At 40.0% G+C, this 16,248-nt stretch carries 13 protein-coding genes and 2 pseudogenes; 5 read left to right on the forward strand and 10 right to left on the reverse strand.

The window, feature by feature from the left end; translation table 11 throughout:
• Window positions 1-1,227: 1,227 nt before the first annotated feature.
• Window positions 1,228-2,359: pseudogene (gene dnaN / locus AC1DIV_RS14885) on the reverse strand (DNA polymerase III subunit beta).
• Window positions 2,360-2,626: 267 nt separating this feature from the next.
• Between dnaN and AC1DIV_RS14890 the strand changes: the two are divergent.
• Both AC1DIV_RS14890 and AC1DIV_RS14895 read left to right on the forward strand, forming a co-directional pair.
• Window positions 2,627-2,956 carry a DMT family transporter gene (locus AC1DIV_RS14890; RefSeq protein WP_054396540.1) on the forward strand — a complete coding sequence of 110 codons (330 nt, stop codon included), beginning with the start codon at window positions 2,627-2,629 and terminating at the stop codon, window positions 2,954-2,956.
• 25 nt (window positions 2,957-2,981) lie between these two features.
• Window positions 2,982-3,329, forward strand: coding sequence for a DMT family transporter (locus AC1DIV_RS14895; protein ID WP_048685943.1), 348 nt, complete (start codon window positions 2,982-2,984; stop codon window positions 3,327-3,329).
• Between the two features lie 47 nt (window positions 3,330-3,376).
• On the opposite strand, the gene treR is transcribed toward AC1DIV_RS14895, so the two are convergent.
• The 3 genes from treR to treP all read right to left on the reverse strand — a co-directional run bounded on the left by treR (window position 3,377) and on the right by treP (window position 7,325).
• Entirely contained in the window at window positions 3,377-4,090 is a 714-nt protein-coding gene (gene treR, locus AC1DIV_RS14900) for a trehalose operon repressor (protein WP_477576740.1), read from the reverse strand.
• Window positions 4,091-4,121: 31 nt separating this feature from the next.
• Window positions 4,122-5,792: an alpha,alpha-phosphotrehalase gene (gene treC, locus AC1DIV_RS14905; RefSeq protein WP_477576742.1), complete on the reverse strand. Its 1,671-nt coding sequence runs from the start codon at window positions 5,790-5,792 to the stop codon at window positions 4,122-4,124.
• A gap of 81 nt (window positions 5,793-5,873) precedes the next feature.
• Entirely contained in the window at window positions 5,874-7,325 is a 1,452-nt protein-coding gene (treP, locus tag AC1DIV_RS14910; RefSeq protein WP_477576743.1) for a PTS system trehalose-specific EIIBC component, read from the reverse strand.
• Between the two features lie 314 nt (window positions 7,326-7,639).
• Here treP and AC1DIV_RS14915 point away from each other — a divergent pair, with 314 nt between their 5' ends.
• Together AC1DIV_RS14915 and AC1DIV_RS14920 are read left to right on the forward strand one after the other, a co-directional pair.
• On the forward strand, window positions 7,640-8,224 hold the full coding sequence (locus AC1DIV_RS14915; RefSeq protein ID WP_477576745.1) for a CGNR zinc finger domain-containing protein: 585 nt from the start codon (window positions 7,640-7,642) through the stop codon (window positions 8,222-8,224).
• Window positions 8,225-8,588: 364 nt separating this feature from the next.
• The gene (locus AC1DIV_RS14920) at window positions 8,589-9,143 is read left to right on the forward strand and encodes an HPP family protein (RefSeq protein WP_340875982.1); all 555 of its coding nucleotides are present in this window, start codon (window positions 8,589-8,591) and stop codon (window positions 9,141-9,143) included.
• A gap of 125 nt (window positions 9,144-9,268) precedes the next feature.
• Here AC1DIV_RS14920 and AC1DIV_RS14925 read toward each other — a convergent pair whose 3' ends face one another.
• On the reverse strand, window positions 9,269-10,378 hold the full coding sequence (locus AC1DIV_RS14925) for a DNA alkylation repair protein (RefSeq protein ID WP_340875981.1): 1,110 nt from the start codon (window positions 10,376-10,378) through the stop codon (window positions 9,269-9,271).
• 91 nt (window positions 10,379-10,469) lie between these two features.
• On the opposite strand from AC1DIV_RS14925, the pseudogene AC1DIV_RS14930 reads away from it, so the two are divergent.
• Window positions 10,470-10,558, forward strand: a pseudogene (locus tag AC1DIV_RS14930) (IS6 family transposase); the annotation flags it as partial.
• Window positions 10,559-10,897: 339 nt separating this feature from the next.
• Here the strand turns inward: AC1DIV_RS14930 and AC1DIV_RS14935 are convergent.
• From AC1DIV_RS14935 to AC1DIV_RS14955, 5 genes are all read right to left on the reverse strand, one after another.
• Entirely contained in the window at window positions 10,898-11,692 is a 795-nt protein-coding gene (locus AC1DIV_RS14935; RefSeq protein WP_063592958.1) for an XdhC family protein, read from the reverse strand.
• 26 nt (window positions 11,693-11,718) lie between these two features.
• On the reverse strand, window positions 11,719-12,585 hold the full coding sequence (locus AC1DIV_RS14940; protein ID WP_477576747.1) for an FAD binding domain-containing protein: 867 nt from the start codon (window positions 12,583-12,585) through the stop codon (window positions 11,719-11,721).
• Window positions 12,582-13,046 carry a (2Fe-2S)-binding protein gene (locus AC1DIV_RS14945; RefSeq protein WP_477576748.1) on the reverse strand — a complete coding sequence of 155 codons (465 nt, stop codon included), beginning with the start codon at window positions 13,044-13,046 and terminating at the stop codon, window positions 12,582-12,584. The genes AC1DIV_RS14940 and AC1DIV_RS14945 overlap by 4 nt, the downstream gene beginning before the upstream one ends.
• A complete protein-coding gene (locus AC1DIV_RS14950) occupies window positions 13,043-15,202 on the reverse strand; it encodes a xanthine dehydrogenase family protein molybdopterin-binding subunit (RefSeq protein ID WP_477576749.1) in 2,160 nt (719 codons plus the stop codon). The genes AC1DIV_RS14945 and AC1DIV_RS14950 overlap by 4 nt, the downstream gene beginning before the upstream one ends.
• A 135-nt stretch (window positions 15,203-15,337) precedes the next feature.
• Window positions 15,338-15,937 (reverse strand): nucleotidyltransferase family protein, encoded by a 600-nt coding sequence (locus tag AC1DIV_RS14955; protein ID WP_340875975.1) that lies wholly within the window; start codon window positions 15,935-15,937, stop codon window positions 15,338-15,340.
• Window positions 15,938-16,248 lie beyond the last annotated feature (311 nt).

Below are 16,248 nucleotides of genomic sequence, written 5' to 3' on the forward strand. Positions count from 1 at the left end.
CCAAGTGAAAAAGGTATCGGAAACAGTTAATGAGCGAAAAAAATATTACGGAGAGAATCTTCTTAATGTCCTTGCATATGTAATAGTTGAATATGTGAGTTCAAGCACGATAAAACACGATCCTTCCTTCTTGAAAGCGGATAAGGGTCATGAGCTTTACAACTTAAAAGCGTGACCCTTTCCTTCCTGCACGGTTTGATTTTGTACATTCGAAATACGTGTTATGAAGGGTTGCTAGTACACTCTAAAAGTGGTTACCTATTTCGCACTAGAGAACATTGTTTAAACGCCAATATGGATGATATTGCGTTGATTTTTTTACAGTTGGGTATACCTTAAAACGGAGCCATATAATCATGCCCGATTAACCAAAAACTTTTGTTAAGCTTTGATTTAAGGGTCTTTAGTTGAATAAGTAGTAAAAAGGGGGCTTCATACAGAAGATCCCTTCAGATTGTGGACAAACTCGATGAAAATCGAGTTTGTCTATTTTTATGGCTTGTACAATTTGGACGTTGATTGGAACGTAGGGCACTCGCTTTCCGCGGGCGGTCGGGGAGCCTCCTCGGCTCTCGCCTGCGGGGTCTCCCCTAGACGCGCTTTTCCCGCAGGAGTCTCGAACACCCGCTCCAATCAACTTTGTCTTACCTTTTAGATAGAACACTTTTGCCTAGATTCATTTTTGTTTTAAAATAGAAGTATTAATGAGGATGCTTTCTATACATGATTCTATTCAGCGAGATCAACTTGAAATGATTACTTTAGATCAACTGGGGACACTGAAAAAAACACGTGAAGCGCAACTACTTCCGGGAAAACTTCAGCTTGATCCCTTTGCGTTTAGTAGTTGAGCTTCCTCTTAAAGGAGTATTTTACCCATAGTATATGAAATTTTAGCAGTTGGATCACATGAATATTATATATTCTATCGAGGTATATCTTAAAATAAACTATGTCTTTACAAAGGTTCTTCAAACTGTCGACAGGTTTTTCCATTCAATTGATGGACGGATGTATTTGGCTAGATGAAAGGTTCTACCTTTACCTTCGAAATCAAGTTGCCGGCCTTACACCAAGAATGAAGACCCTTTTTCCTATCACTATGAATATAATGGGTCCAGATTTTACAGGATCTCTTTTTCTTGGTGATTGACCGTTACCATATCTTCGACCTGAAGTAATAGGCATTTGCCGTTCCCCCGTTATTCGTTTCTTAGGCTTTGTTCCTCAGTATGTTCTCACTGGTGATATAAGATGACGATAGGAGGAATTATCGCTTGGCTCGATTAAGACAGGTCTCATTGGACCGCCAAAACTTAGCTTTACCTCGTTTTCTTTTATCGCTTTTAAGGCATCCAATAAAAAGCTTCCATCCAGTGATACACTTAACCCCGCCTCACCTCTGATTGACTTGATGCTTTGCGTTTCTTCTATTTTCCCTAATTCCGATGAATTAGAAGATATCCCTTAACTTACTTTTATCTAGGATTTCTATAAGTACATTGTTATTTCTCCATTCACTTGCAAAAAGGCAGGCCCTATCAATACCCTTTAATAGTGTTTTGGTATCCACGGTGATGATCGTTTTCAAATCTTTTGGCAGCAATTCTGATACATTCGGATAATTACCTTCAATCAGCCTTGAAAAAAGTGATATATGATTTGTTTGAAAGACGATATTGCTTTCTGTGATGAAAATATGTATGGTATCCGCTTCATTATTAAATAACTTGGTTAACTCATTAAGGCTTTTACTTGGAATGATGAAAGACCCAGTCACCTTCGATTCCAACGGAAGTTCTCTTAACGCTAACCGATGGGAATTCGTTGCAACACAAGTAAGCTTGTTTTCCTTGATAGACAAATTGACTCCTGTAAGTAGAGGTCTGGTCTCGTTTTTAGACACGGCAAACGCAGTCTGTTTTATGATTTCCAATAATTCAACACTTGGGATATTAAAATAACCAGCTCCATCTATTTGAGGAATATTTGGGTATTCCCCGGAATGTAGTCCATTTAGGTTCATGACTATTTCATTTGATTTAATAGTAACTGATTGATTTCCGTTCAGCTTTACATGGATGACATCAGGTAATTTTTTGACGATTTCACTTAAATATTTGGCTGATAAAACAACCGTACCCTTTTCAAAAACCTCCAATCCTGATACACCATCAATCGTTAAAGGAATAGTTTTTTCAATGACAATATCGGAATTACTACCAAGAAGGGATAAGCAACCGTCATTAGCCACTATCTTTATTCCTGATAAAATGGGTATTGCCGTTTTTATGGAAACGGCATGGCTGACATCTGAAATCGCCTTATTGAAACATTCTTTGTTTATTATAAATTCCATGAAATTCGTCACTCCTATATAATCGTTAAAGGAATCTTTCGACAAAATCCCTGTTCAACCCTCTTTTTATGTTGCTATCAGGTTGGAGGAAGCGGCTTATTTTATCACTTTCAGTCTAATATTGAGCGTAACTGGATGTTTTTCTGCCATTACAGAAAATATGTAACTGAATAAAGGTGGTATGGGTTTAATATGAGACCTTTAGATGTTAAGATTCTTGGGGGAAGAGATTGAAAAATAGTAATCAATATTTAGGAGGAGTTCATCTTGAATCCTTATGCATTTTTGGCAATTGCCATCCTAAGTGAAGTGTTTGGCAGTTCGATGTTAAAAGTATCAAACGGGTTTAAAAGGTTATTCCCTTCCATTGGTGTGGTTATTGGGATGGGTTTGGCTTTTTATTGCCTATCGTTATCTCTAATAACCATCCCTCTTGGAACGGCTTATGCCATTTGGTCGGGAATAGGCACAGCTTTAACTGCTTTAGTGGGAGTTATCGTTTATAAAGAAAGCTTTAACCTGAAAAAATTTTTAGGTTTAGTCCTGATCATTGGCGGGGTGGTTGTATTGAAACTCTCTAGTGAAGGCACTTCTTAATAAATTAGTAATCGGAGGTAACAATATGAAGGGATACATAGCTTTAGGAATTTCAATCATAAGCGAAGTATTTGGTACGACCATGCTTAAGCTGTCTGAAGGCTTCACTCATTTATTCGCTACATTTGGGGTTATGATAGGATTTGGTATAGCATTTTATAGTTTATCTGTATGTCTTAAAACAATTCCGTTAAGCTTAGCATACGCCATTTGGTCAGGAATAGGCACAGCTTTAACAGCATTGATTGGCGTGCTTTTATGGAATGAGCCATTTAGTATCACAACATTAGGCGGCTTAGTATTAATAATTGGCGGAGTGGTTTTATTAAATGCTTCCCATACCTCCAAACAAGCGGAAGGAGAATCAAACTAAGTTTGACTCTCCTCCTCTCCCCGCTCATTCAAAAATATTAGTAGACTTCACCACGTTCTCCGTGCAAAGTCCGTGAACTTGAATTTATCGGGTCTATGCCTGGATTCGCTATACTGAAACAAGCTTCCATCGATTAAATGGACTGTACTTTTCACAACTGCCACCATATCGAAGTCTTCAATGTCCAATAATTGTTTATCTTCTTCACTGCATGGCTCCACGGTAATTTCCTTATTTGAAAAACCAATCTGGAGCCCAAGTTCCTTTTCGATATATCCATAAATCGAATCCTCACAAATTTCCTTTGTCAGGTTGTTTACGAACTCGCTTTTGAAATAGTCTTTGTCCAGTATGATTTTCTTCCCATTGATTTGCCGTATCCGGAAAACCTTCCATACTTTACCCCCATCAGTTAAGTCTAGAAGCTTGGCCATATTGGAGTCGGGGGTCTCAAGCTCCAACTTATGAATAATCGTTTTGGAATGCAAATTCAACTTTTCCACCATTTCTTTATAGGAAATCAACCCTGCTACAGGAAAATTAAATTTGCTGAAGTCCAAGACAAATGAACCCTTGCCTTTGATTTTATGGATATATCCATTTTGTTCAAGCAACTGTAAGGACTTTCTTACAGTATCCCTGGATATGTCATACTCTTCCATGAAGCTGCTTTCGGAAGGAAGCTTTGAATTTGTCGGAAAGATTCCTTCTTCAATTTTTGAAACGATATCACCATATAGCGATAGATATTTGCTGTTCATTTCATCACCACAATATATTTTTCTTAGTCTGCTACTCGTCTTTTTTCAACAAATAGACAACCGATTCATAGGGACGGAGGATAAAATCACCTGCAAGTTCTTTCGAATCGATATAGTTTGAGAGCAGGAGCTCTGAGTTGTACCCGGATAGGTCAATATCCTTTGGAATTTCGAAGGACGCTTCTTTTGCATAAAAGTTATTGATGACCAAAAGTTTCTCGTTTTCATAACTGCGTATATAAGCGAACAAAGCATCATGGTCGCCAAGAATTTCCTGATAGTCCCCATATGCAATGATATCATGTTTCTTGCGTAAGAATATAAGTTTTTGGTAATGATGAAAAATGGATTCCTGATCCATCAGTGCGTGTTCAGCGTTGATGTTCTTAGCATGATCAGGCACCGCAATCCATGGCGTCCCTTTTGTAAAGCCTGCATGCTCCGTATTTTCCCACTGCATGGGAGTTCGCGAGTTATCACGGGATTTAGCTTGAAGGATTTCAATAATTTCCTTTTCATCCTTGCCTGCCTCTTTTAAAATATTATAATAATTAATCGATTCCACATCCCGGTATTGTCCAATATCATTGAACCTCGGGTTGGTCATCCCTATTTCCTCCCCTTGATAAATATAAGGGGTTCCCCTAAGCATATGAATGGCTGTTGCCAGCATCTTGGCAGATTCGTTATGATACTCTTGATCATTCCCGAACCTGGATACAATCCTCGGCTGGTCATGATTGCACCAGAACAGGGCATTCCACCCATTTCCTTCTTGCATCCCATATTGCCAGCTGCTTAAGATTTCCTTTAACTGCCTGAAGTCAAAATCTGCAAGTGACCACTTTTCCCCGTCCTTATAATCCACCTTTAAATGATGGAAACTGAATACCATGGACAGCTCCTTTTCAACAGGAGATGAATATTTGATGCAATGGTCAATGGTCGTCGATGACATTTCCCCTACTGTCAGCACCTCATCATCCTTCCCGAAAGTTTCTTCATTCATCTCTTTGAGGAATTGGTGAATCTTGGGACCGTCTGTATAAAAACATCGTCCATCTCCATCTTTGTCATTTTCATAGATGTCAGGTTTCGAAATAAGATTGATGACATCCAAACGGAATCCTTTGACACCTTTATCCATCCAGAAGTTAACTACATTGAAAATCTCCTGCCTTACTCTGGGATTTTCCCAGTTTAGATCAGCTTGTGTCCGATCGAACAAGTGAAGGAAGTATTCATCATGTTCCGCTACATATTCCCATGCAGGGCCCCCGAATTTCGAAATCCAATTGGTAGGGGGCTCTCCATCCTTCGATTTCTTGAAAATATAATAGTCCTTATATTCTTTATCTCCAGCCAATGCTTTTTGGAACCATTCATGCTCTGTTGATGTATGGTTGAATACCATATCAAGCATGATTTGGATATCCCGCGAATTCGCTTCTTTCACCAGTCTTTCGAAATCATCCATCGTCCCAAAAACAGGATCAATGGATGTATAATCGGCTACATCATATCCATTATCATTTTGCGGTGAACGATAAAAAGGGGTGAGCCAAATATAATCCACTCCCAGTTTATTCAGATAATCAAGTTTTTCAATAACACCATTTATGTCCCCGATGCCGTCACCGTTCGAATCCTTAAATGATTTAGGATAAATTTGATAGATGGTACTTTTTTTAAAATCCTTCATTGTAATTCCTCCTCTTCGATCCCCGATGTTTCTTTCGTAAGTATCGTAAAAAAGAGGGAGAATGCTTCTCCCTCCGCGTTATCAAGCATTTAATTTCGTTGTTTTCGTTCTAGTTTTCAAGTTCATTTTAGGACGTTTGGAGAATGCTATAGTCAAAATGAACGGCACAACGAAAGCAACCAACATCGCGAGTGCAAACATCCCCATATGCTGCGGCTGGATGGATAGGATACCTGGGATCCCTCCAACACCGATTGAGTTTGCCATTACTCCAGACCCGACTGAAACGATGCCTGCAAAAAGTGAACCGATCATACCGGCTAAGAAAGGAAAGCCGTATTTCAAGTTAATGCCGAACATGGCTGGCTCGGTAACACCGAGATAACAAGAAATCGTGGCAGGTATGGAAACTTGCCTTTCCTCCTGGTCCTTTCTGTTAATGTAAATCATCGCAAGCACTGCTGTACCTTGTGCAATATTGGATAACGCGATCATCGGCCATAGGTTCGTACCGCCAAGTTCACTCATAAGCTGAAGATCGATTGCGTTTGTCATGTGATGCAGGCCTGTAATGACAAGCGGTGCATAGGCAAAGCCGAAAACGGCAGCAAATAGCCAGCCAACTGATGAAGTCAATCCGGAATATACAATCGTAGAAATGACAGAACCGATTTTCCAGCCTATAGGCCCCAGAATGGTATGGGCAATGATTACAGTTGGAAGTAAAGCGAAAAATGGAACGACGATCATGGAGATGGAATTATGCACTTTATCTCTCAAGAACCGTTCTAAATACGCCAAGACAAACCCTGCAAGTATCGCTGGGATGACTTGGGCCTGGTAGCCGATCATATCGACCTGGGCAAAGCCGAAATCCCAAAAAGGAATATCACTTGCCTTTGTATTTGCCACTGCATATGCATTAAGAAGCTGTGGGGAAACCAAGGTCAAACCAAGGACGATGCCGAGAATCTGAGTAGTGCCCATTTTCTTCGAGATCGACCATGTAATCCCAACAGGAAGAAAATGAAAAATTGCTTCACCTATCAGCCAAAGGAAGGCGTGTACCCCTCCCCAAAATTGTGAAATATCCACAAGGGTCTTTGTGCTGTCATCGAACATTTTAATATCGCCAATGATATTGCGGAATCCAAGAATGAGTCCGCCAACGACTATGGCAGGAATCAGCGGGGTGAAAATATCCGCAAGATGTGCAATCATACGCTGCAGCCAGCTCATATTCTGTTTTGCTGCATTTTTCACATCTTCTTTTGACGCTTCCTGAAGTCCAGCTATGGAAACGAATTCATTATAAAACGATGATACTTCGTTCCCGATTATGACCTGGAACTGACCAGCTTGTGTAAATGTTCCTTTTACAAGCTTAATCGTTTCGATATTCGTTACATCCGCCTTGGCGGGATCTTTCAACGCAAAACGCATCCTTGTTGCACAATGCGTAACCGTCGCAATATTTTCTTTCCCTCCGACATGTTGGAGCAAATCCGTTGCTGGTTCTGTGTATTTACCCATTCCAATACTTCCTTTCCCTAGAAAGCAAAATATAATTGTTTTTATAACCTGTACGTATAGGTTCTGTATACGCTTTCATATTATCCTGTACGTACAGGTTATGTCAAGAACTTTTTCCCTGACTTTAAAAGAATTGATTATCATGGACTTTCATTTACGATTCTGTTCTTGCTCATTTGGATTTTGATAGCATTCATATTATCCGTAATTTAAGACGAGTAGCTGAAAAATTCAGAAATAAGGTATAATGTAGATATAACCACTCAATTAATATTTTAATGGTTAGAATTTAGCAGGGTATGGGAGATGAACTTATGTCTGAAACTAATAAATTTCCACTTATATCAGGTAATCTTTCTCTGGATATAGTGAATACGGAACTGGTCAGTCGTGGCCAGCGGCAAGACTTATTATTATCAGAACGGGATGTGCTGGACTGGCTTACTGTAATAAAGGGGAATAACTCATATTTGGATAATCAGTTTTCATCAAAAATTAAAGAGAGAATTCAACGAGTATTTGCAAGCATTTTAGAAATGCGTACTATTTTAAGAAAACAATTTGAATTAATAGCAGATGGGAATCCGATTCCTGATGAGTTTATCGCCTATTTAGAAAAAAAAATCGAAAAATCGCCTTTCACATATAAATTAATTGATCAAAAACTGGTTCCCATACCTGTTGGAGAAGCGGATGATATCCTGCAATCTTATATTGCCTTCGACTCATTAACTTTAATTGAAAAAAATAAGCTGTCATCATTAAAGCGATGCTCGAATGATGCTTGCGTCCTGTTATTTATCGATGAAAGCGGAAGACGTAAATGGTGTTCAATGAAAATATGCGGGAATAGGAAAAAGGTAGCCAGATTTCAACACCGGAAATCTGATGATGAATGAAGATCTACCTTATTAAGTTTGTCAGAATGCAAACAAATTTGAAGTAAGCTGGTTGCCTGCAATTTATTCATTATAAAACGGTTCCAGTTGATTTAAGAAATCCGCTCCCTCTCCGCCGACTGTCTGCCAAGCCTCCTCAAAGCGAGCGACTGTGGGGTCTTATCTAGTCAGTCATTCGGCAGGAGTGTCGTAAATTTCTTCTTAGGATTTCATAAAACAGTAAATTGATTCGAGATCTGAACCTCCTCTTGTCAACACACTTAGTTGGCTTTTTTTATGGATTTTTAAACTAACCACTAAAATTATTTTGACGGGTTAGTTTATTTCATGTAAAGTCTAATTATATAAAAAAGGAGGGTTCACTTTGGACCGTATTTCAGCTGCGAGACATAAAGAAAAACGCTATTTTCATATTCATTATTTATCGAAGATGAAGGGAAAAGGAAGAAGCCCTTTACAAATAAATGTAAAGGACGCAATAACGGGGTTGATTGGGGGATTTTTAACTATATTCGCCTTAATTCTCTTAACAAAAATAACATCAGCAGTGTGGTTAATGGCTCCATTTGGTGCCAGCTGTGTGCTGGCGTTCGGCCTGTGGAACGCACCATTATCACAACCGCGGAATATTATAGGCGGTCATTTTGTTTCAACATTCGTAGGTTTAGCTTCCTATCATGTTTTTGGCGATGAACCTTGGGCAATCGGCTTGGCTGTCGGATTAGCAATTGCGGTGATGATGCTGACAAAAACGACCCACCCGCCAGCTGGGGCAGACCCGCTAGTAGTCATGCTTGGCCAGTATGGCTGGAGTTATTTATTTACACCTGTTTTAACTGGTGCCGTGATAATCGTTTTACTGGCATTGTTAATTAATAATTTGCGCAGCAATCGGAGCTATCCAACTTTTTGGATTTGATTGCTTTTTAATGTGTTATTTGCAATGTTTCACTATCATGAAATAATAAACGAGGAACGCTCAGGCTCCTCGTTTTTGTCAGCCATAATTGCTGGTATTCCTGTTAACTTTTCAATAACCCTTTATCATCCATCATTTAGTTTGACTTGCGTTTCTGCAACTTCCACTCCGTTCACAAGGAGTGATATTCGATGGATCCCCATATAATGTCGACGTGTCGCCAGGTCTTTCCAATTGTGAATCCTCACTCTTTCAACTCCTTCACCATCTGAGAAATCCCTATCTGCCAATAGGAAAATTTTACGGGAAGTTTTCTGATTTGCTTTCACAAAATCGATGGCATACTCGATGCGAAGTTTCACAGAGTTCTTTTCTTGAACTTGAAAACCGAAATGAAGTTCACTCGTTTCCCCAATACAGATCGAGTCTGGTTCATTTCTAATAAATGCGTTTGTAATGATATTCGGATTATTCAATATATCCGTGTATCCAAATAAAGAAAGGACTTCTGGATCTGCTTGACGAACTAAGGTCCTGCATCCACGTCGAATAATCCAAATCGTGTTGGGTTCTCCGCTTTCATGCCAGCGCTTGGCTGTTTCTATTACGGTTTTCGGATGGTCTTTGGCAATATCATTCAAGTTATTGGCCACACTTTTGCGAACATATAGGGACGGATCGTTTTTCAGGTTCTCAAGTAATTCCAAGACGGGTGCCGGATCGGATTTGAACATCGGTAAAGATTGGCCCCAAGGTAACCTGGGCCTGCATCCCTCACTAGCCAGCCTACGGACATGCTCATCATCATGATTGGTCCATTCCTTCATCTTCTCGATCATTAAAACGGGATCAAGCAAGATAAAAGCACGGATTGCAAACTCGGAGGATGACCTTGCTGTAAAACGCTCCAACGCATCTAGCGATAACGGCCAATCTTTCTTATTCAATCCATGTACCTCTACAAAATCCGGGAAAAATAAATATCTAAACCCTTCACAATCCTTATCAAGCCGATACAAAATATCCAAAGCCTCTTGATAATCACTTGGAAGATGCTTTCCAAGAGTAATGGAAATGTGCCTTATCCGTTCTTTTAACTTCCTCTCGTCCCAATGCTCATCAATTACTTCCCCTATAAACGATTCAGTAGAGAAGGACGGATGGACACCCTTTACTTTTTCACCGAATTCACGAATGAACGTTTCATTATATAAATCCTTTAAAGGCTCAGCCATTTCATTCACTTCTTTTCTTCAGGTTAAATTTGCTTTTGGGTACTTGCACTGCCTATCAGCTATCATTTCAAACTATGTTATGCACGATACAATCATTAAAAAAGGACAGCTTACTTTACAGAACAAGTCTGTCCAAAATCAAGTGAAGTTCATTCATCACTATTTGGAATGGCTGCATAATAGCTGATTCTATAGGAATCTATATACCTCTTTCCAATGGATGTAATCTTTGCACCAGAACCCGTTTCCATAAGTCCATCTAATATCCCCATACAAAATCCCTCCAGGAGTTTTCCTTTGTGTATAGTATGATAGTAGTAGCATATAAAGTAAAATATTCCTACCATATTAATGAATTAATCAAAACGACAAAAAGCCCACTCTGAAGAGCAAGGGCCTGCTTCTAGCTTTTATCAAAGAAAAACGGTCAGTCCCCACTGAGTTAATACTTTAACACAGTGGGGACTGACCTAATTGTCTGTTAGAAATTTTGATTTTAGCTTTATCTGACCTTTCTACTTATCTATTTAATTGTTTCACTTTTACAGGCTTTTTTTCCTTGCTTAATTTGATGATTTGACCGATAATACTGATGGCAATTTCTTCTGATGTTTCCGAGTCAATTTCCAATCCGATTGGAGAATGGACCTGCTCCAACTGTTCTTGCGTGACCCCTTCACTTTTTAACTTTTCAAATATGCTTATGACCTTGCGTTTACTGGCTACCATCCCAACATATGCAATCGGAAATTGCAGTGCCGTTTTTAATACAATATCATCACAATCTTTTGTAACAATTACCACATATGATTTTTCATTTAGGTTGGCTGCGAGCAAAGCCTTTCCAATATCCTCGTTCACAAAAAGGTTTGTCGCATTCGGAAAGCGTTCCTTTGTACAATAACCAACGCGATCATCGACAATGCAATAAGGATATTCAAGGAAATCAGCGAGCTTTGCCAACGCATGGCCTAAATGACCGGCCCCAGCCAGAATGAGTTCAGGCCTGCTTGTATAGACTTCAATAAAGACACGTAACGTGCCGCCACAATTCATCTGAATTCCGTCTTTTGCATGTTTATTCAATTTATATTCAACGATTTTCGATTGGCCATCTTGGATCGCCTTTACACTATCTTCGATCACATAGTGTTCAGCCAAGCCCCCTCCGACAGTCCCTTCAATGGTACCATCCCGGTAGACAATCATTTTTCCAACATGCCTGGGAGTCGAGCCCTTTGATTCAATAATCATGGCTAAAGCAAAGGTTTCGTTTTGACGCGTCAGCATGGCCACTTTTTCCATCAGCTGCATGAAAAGCTCCCCCCTATCTTTAAACATTAATTCGGTTGATATTGCTTCATGCTAAGAAAATAACGTAAAAGATGTAAAGCAACGGTTTTTCTGTATGCCGCAGTGGAGCGTTGATCGTCGATTGGTCTAATGATCTTATCGAAGGCTGCCACAATTTCAGCGATGTCTGCATCGGCTAATGGTATCGTTTTTCCAACCAGCTTCTTCTCAATATCAACGGAACGAACCATCGTAGGTCCGACCGCCCCGAAGGCAAATCGAATGTCATCGATTCGATCTTTGCTTATCCGGACGAAACCCGCAAACGATACTTTTGCAATGGCATCCGCGTTGCGGTTGCCGACTTTCTCGAAAACGACATGTGAATCTCCTAATACGAATGGCAGAATAATCTCCGTTACTATTTCATTGTGAAAGCGTTGAACCTGTCGTGGACCTTGAATGAAATCGCTAATCGCAACCATGCGATCACCATTTACGGAGCGCAACAGAAGCTTTGCATTGTATACATATAATAAAGGAAGCATGTCACCGGCTGGAGAGGCGTTGCAAATATTACCGCCTAATGTTCCCCGGTTTCTAATTGCCGGGGCAGCAATTGTTTTAATTGCATTCTTTAAAGCAAAAGGAATCAACGGATTTTCAAGTAATTCACTATAGGTACAGCAGGCCCCGATGTGGAGATCCTTGTGATGTTGATACACCTGCTTTAATTCGGTAAGATGATCAATAAAAACAATCGGTTTAGGGATTTTTGGAGGTACTCCCCTTCTACTTTTGTGAAGAACCATAACATCGGTGCCCCCGGCTATGATTGCACAATCTTCTCTATTCAATTGGCTCAAAGTTTCGTCTAAACGCTCGAAGCGATACGCTGTTATTTTCTCTATCATAAGCCATCACCTTTTTTAGCTGCTAGGTTAATCGCCTCAACAATCATATTGTAGCCCGTACACCGGCACAAATTTCCGGAGATGCCCTCACGAATTTCAACCTCTGAAGGATGAGGATTTTCAGATAACAAAGCTGCACTTGCCATAATCATTCCCGGTATGCAATAGCCGCATTGCACTCCCCCGGCTATAGAATAGCTTTCATCTAAAATTTTAAATTGTTCCGTTTCAATGATGCCTTCGATCGTTTGAATATCGGCACCAGCAATCGAGCCAATTGGAATAAGGCAGCTGTTTTGCAGGAGGTTATTCACAAAAACACTGCAGGCTCCGCACTCCCCTTCACCACAGCCCTCCTTTGTACCGATTAACTCAAACTCATCTCTTAATAAATCTAGTAATCTTGCTGTAGCAGGGGCGTCAGTTTCTACCGTTCTTCCATTTAGTGTGAATTTAATCAACCCTCTTCACCTTCTTTCATCCAAAGACTTTCAATAATGACTTCCGGTGTAATCGGAATTTGCTGAAAAGAAGTGTGCAGGGCATCCTCAATCGCAGCTTGGACTGCTGGAGCGCCTCCGATTAAAGTCAATTCACCTGCGCCCTTCGCCCCGTATGGACCATTAGCATAGGGGTTATCAAAGACCTTGCTTTCAATTGAAACAATATCCAATGAAGTCGGCGGTCCATAATCCGATATGCTTTTTTGTTGGATTCTACCTTGTTTTGACGTCATCTTTTCTAGATAACCGTATGCTAGCCCTTGAGCCAAACCACCGTCAATTTGGCCTTTCATAATCCGTTCATCGATGACCTTCCCAACTTCATAATTGCCGTATACTTTTTCTAACTTTAAATTACCTGTTAACGTATCAACTTCTACTTCAACGATATTAACGCCCCATGAATAAGCCGGGTACGCATCTCCAGTGAAGGTTTTCTCGTCCCAAGGAATCATTTCACGGTGAACATAGTGCTCAACCACTTCCTGTTCCACCCCTGTTTGCCACTGATTCTTAAGTTTTTTTGCGGCCCGTTCAAGCAATTTCCCGACAATCATCGTCGTCCTGGAAGCTACGGTCGGACCCGAGTCGGGAACCTCTTTTGTGTCGGGATAAGGGTACAAAATTTCTTCGAACGGGAGGTTAAGTTCTTTGGCGACAATTTTACACAACGTCGTCAAAATACCTTGTCCCATATCAGAGTTTGAGATTTTTAGTGATACCTGATCGTCCTTTGATTTAACCAGTTTCACCGTTGCTTTAATATGATCTCTTTCGCCACTGCCAGTAAATCCACAGCCGTGGAGGAACAGCGAAGTTCCTATGCCTTTTTTATAGCGCTGATTTTGTTGATTTAAGCGCTGAAAGTCTTCTTTTTTCTTGTTATATTCTGACACGTTGAGTACGTCCTCAATCATATCTTCCACTAATATCGGGTCGCGGAATTTACCTTTGGTGATGGTGGGGTCTCCTTGTTTGACGAGGTATTTTCGTTTATATTCAAGCGGGTCGATTTTTGCCAGTTTACTAAGATGTCCAATATGACTTTCGATTCCGGCAAAGCTTTGAGGAGCACCAAAGCCTCTGAAGGCGCCGTTCGGAACGGTATTGGTTTTTAAGACATAGCCTTTTGCATGAAAATGCGGAATTTTATAAACACCAGCACTGTTTAATAATGCGCGCTGCAGCACGACAGAGCTCAATCCAACATTTGCCCCTCCATCGAGAAAGATGTCAACACACATGCTTAAAATATTTCCTTCCTTATCAAGGGCCGTCCTATATTTGAGTTTGGCCGGATGCCTTTTCGTCGTTACCAGCATATCCTCAGAACGGTCGAACACGAGCATTACCGATTTTTTGACTGCTCTTGCGGCAACGGCTACGTGACAAGCCATCATAGAAGGATAATCTTCTTTGCCGCCAAAACCTCCGCCGGTAGGACTTTGAACAACCCTGACTTCTTCGTCACCACAGGCTAATGCGCTTAGCAATGCATTTTTTATATAATAAAGACATTGCATCGATCCCTGGACGACAATTTCATCATCCTTATAAACGGCGAGCATTCCTTGCGGCTCAAGATAGACATGCTCCTGATAACCCGTATCATATTCTTCTTCGATGATTTGATGGGCTCCCTGCTCGATAGCTGAAATGTTTTCTAAGCTTTCCCCAAATTCATAGCTTGCCAAAACTGAGGATACTGATTTTTGCTTGATCGCTTCGTCCAATGTATAGATAGCCTGATGTTCTTCAAATTCAACCTTCACTTCATTTAACAAACTGTACAGGATATCCAGATCTTTGCCCGTGAGCATGAGAATTGGCTCACCAATATAATTGACCCACTCATTGGCAAAAATGGGCTGATCTTCTTTGATAATTTTGACATAATTCGGTCCGGGGATATGCTCTGCTCCAACAGCTTCATACCCTTCCGGAAGATTAGGTAATTGAATGGATATTATTTTCCCATAAGCAATTGGCGATCGATACAAAACACCATAAACCATATTTTCCACTTTTACGTCACTAATATAGGGCAACTGGCCCGATACTTTACCTTTATGGTCCTTTTTGGGCACTGAGGTGCTTATGTCTTTGAGATTCATTGCAACAACACCCTTCGACTCATTTTTTTATTGGGACATATTCTGAATAGAAACCTCTTCCAATGATTTTATCAATGAGAATGATCTTTTATGATTCATTTCTATTCAAGATTTTCGTAGTTTTTATTTTTATTTTCACTTCGAGAAATTTAAAGCATTATCATAATCAATGGCTTTTTGGTAATCCTCCGGTGTATCAACATCCATTAATACTCCCGCGTCATCTACATTCATGTATTGCTTTTCGTAACCGCCCAGGACCACACGCAAATTACCTTCTGGATTGGTTTCGAGAATTTTCTGTTTCACTACGCTTGATAATTTAATGGGATGGCCGCCTTTATAGTCAAAGCTGGGAATAACCACGTTTCCTTTGTGTTTTGCTAGTAGCTGAACAGTCTCTTTTTTTACAAGCGGACAATCGCCGGGTGTTATAAAGAAGGTTGGGGCATTCACTTCGTTGCAGCCCTTTTGAATGGAATGAAACATTCCCTGGTTAAAGTTTTCATTATAAACAAACTTGATCTGAAATGAATAGGCATTTTCACTGATGATTTTGACAATTTCCTCTTGGATGATTTCCGCTTGAAATCCAGCTACGACGATGACCCTGCTGCATATACCTTCAAATTTAGAGATCGTTTGCTCCAACACGCTCATTTGCCCTATCGGCAAAGTCATTTTAAATGCATTCGCTCGGCTGGAATATCCAGCAGCTAGGACGATTGCTTCCATATTTGTCACCTTCTACCTATCATTTTTCTTAAATCTCACAATAAAATCACAAGCGGAGGAAGGCTCTATGGACTAATAAGAGAACATTGATTGTTTATGTTTTGAATTTTAATTAAAGAATCTGGATAGTGTTTTTTCTTTATATGCGTAAAAACCTCATTATATTACTTATTAACACACTTGATACTATTTTTAAATTATCAAAAGATATAAAGAGATAATACATAGTCCTAGGCGCAACGCCCTTTTCTTGACATAAGTTCACATTTACTTCTGTTCAACAAGATTGACAGAGTTTTGTCCGCATATAC

The organism is Peribacillus sp. 05N428 (genome assembly GCF_056397085.1).

Bases quoted from the DNA above. Each gene is read 5' to 3' on its own strand.
- AC1DIV_RS14895 (WP_048685943.1), top strand. From the start codon at position 2,982: ATGAAGGGATACATAGCTTTAGGAATTTCAATCATAAGCGAAGTATTT.
- treR (WP_477576740.1), bottom strand. From the start codon at position 4,090: ATGAACAGCAAATATCTATCGCTATATGGTGATATCGTTTCAAAAATT.
- treC (WP_477576742.1), bottom strand. From the start codon at position 5,792: ATGAAGGATTTTAAAAAAAGTACCATCTATCAAATTTATCCTAAATCA.
- treP (WP_477576743.1), bottom strand. From the start codon at position 7,325: ATGGGTAAATACACAGAACCAGCAACGGATTTGCTCCAACATGTCGGA.
- AC1DIV_RS14915 (WP_477576745.1), top strand. From the start codon at position 7,640: ATGTCTGAAACTAATAAATTTCCACTTATATCAGGTAATCTTTCTCTG.
- AC1DIV_RS14925 (WP_340875981.1), bottom strand. From the start codon at position 10,378: ATGGCTGAGCCTTTAAAGGATTTATATAATGAAACGTTCATTCGTGAA.
- AC1DIV_RS14935 (WP_063592958.1), bottom strand. From the start codon at position 11,692: ATGCAGCTGATGGAAAAAGTGGCCATGCTGACGCGTCAAAACGAAACC.
- AC1DIV_RS14940 (WP_477576747.1), bottom strand. From the start codon at position 12,585: ATGATAGAGAAAATAACAGCGTATCGCTTCGAGCGTTTAGACGAAACT.
- AC1DIV_RS14950 (WP_477576749.1), bottom strand. From the start codon at position 15,202: ATGAATCTCAAAGACATAAGCACCTCAGTGCCCAAAAAGGACCATAAA.
- AC1DIV_RS14955 (WP_340875975.1), bottom strand. From the start codon at position 15,937: ATGGAAGCAATCGTCCTAGCTGCTGGATATTCCAGCCGAGCGAATGCA.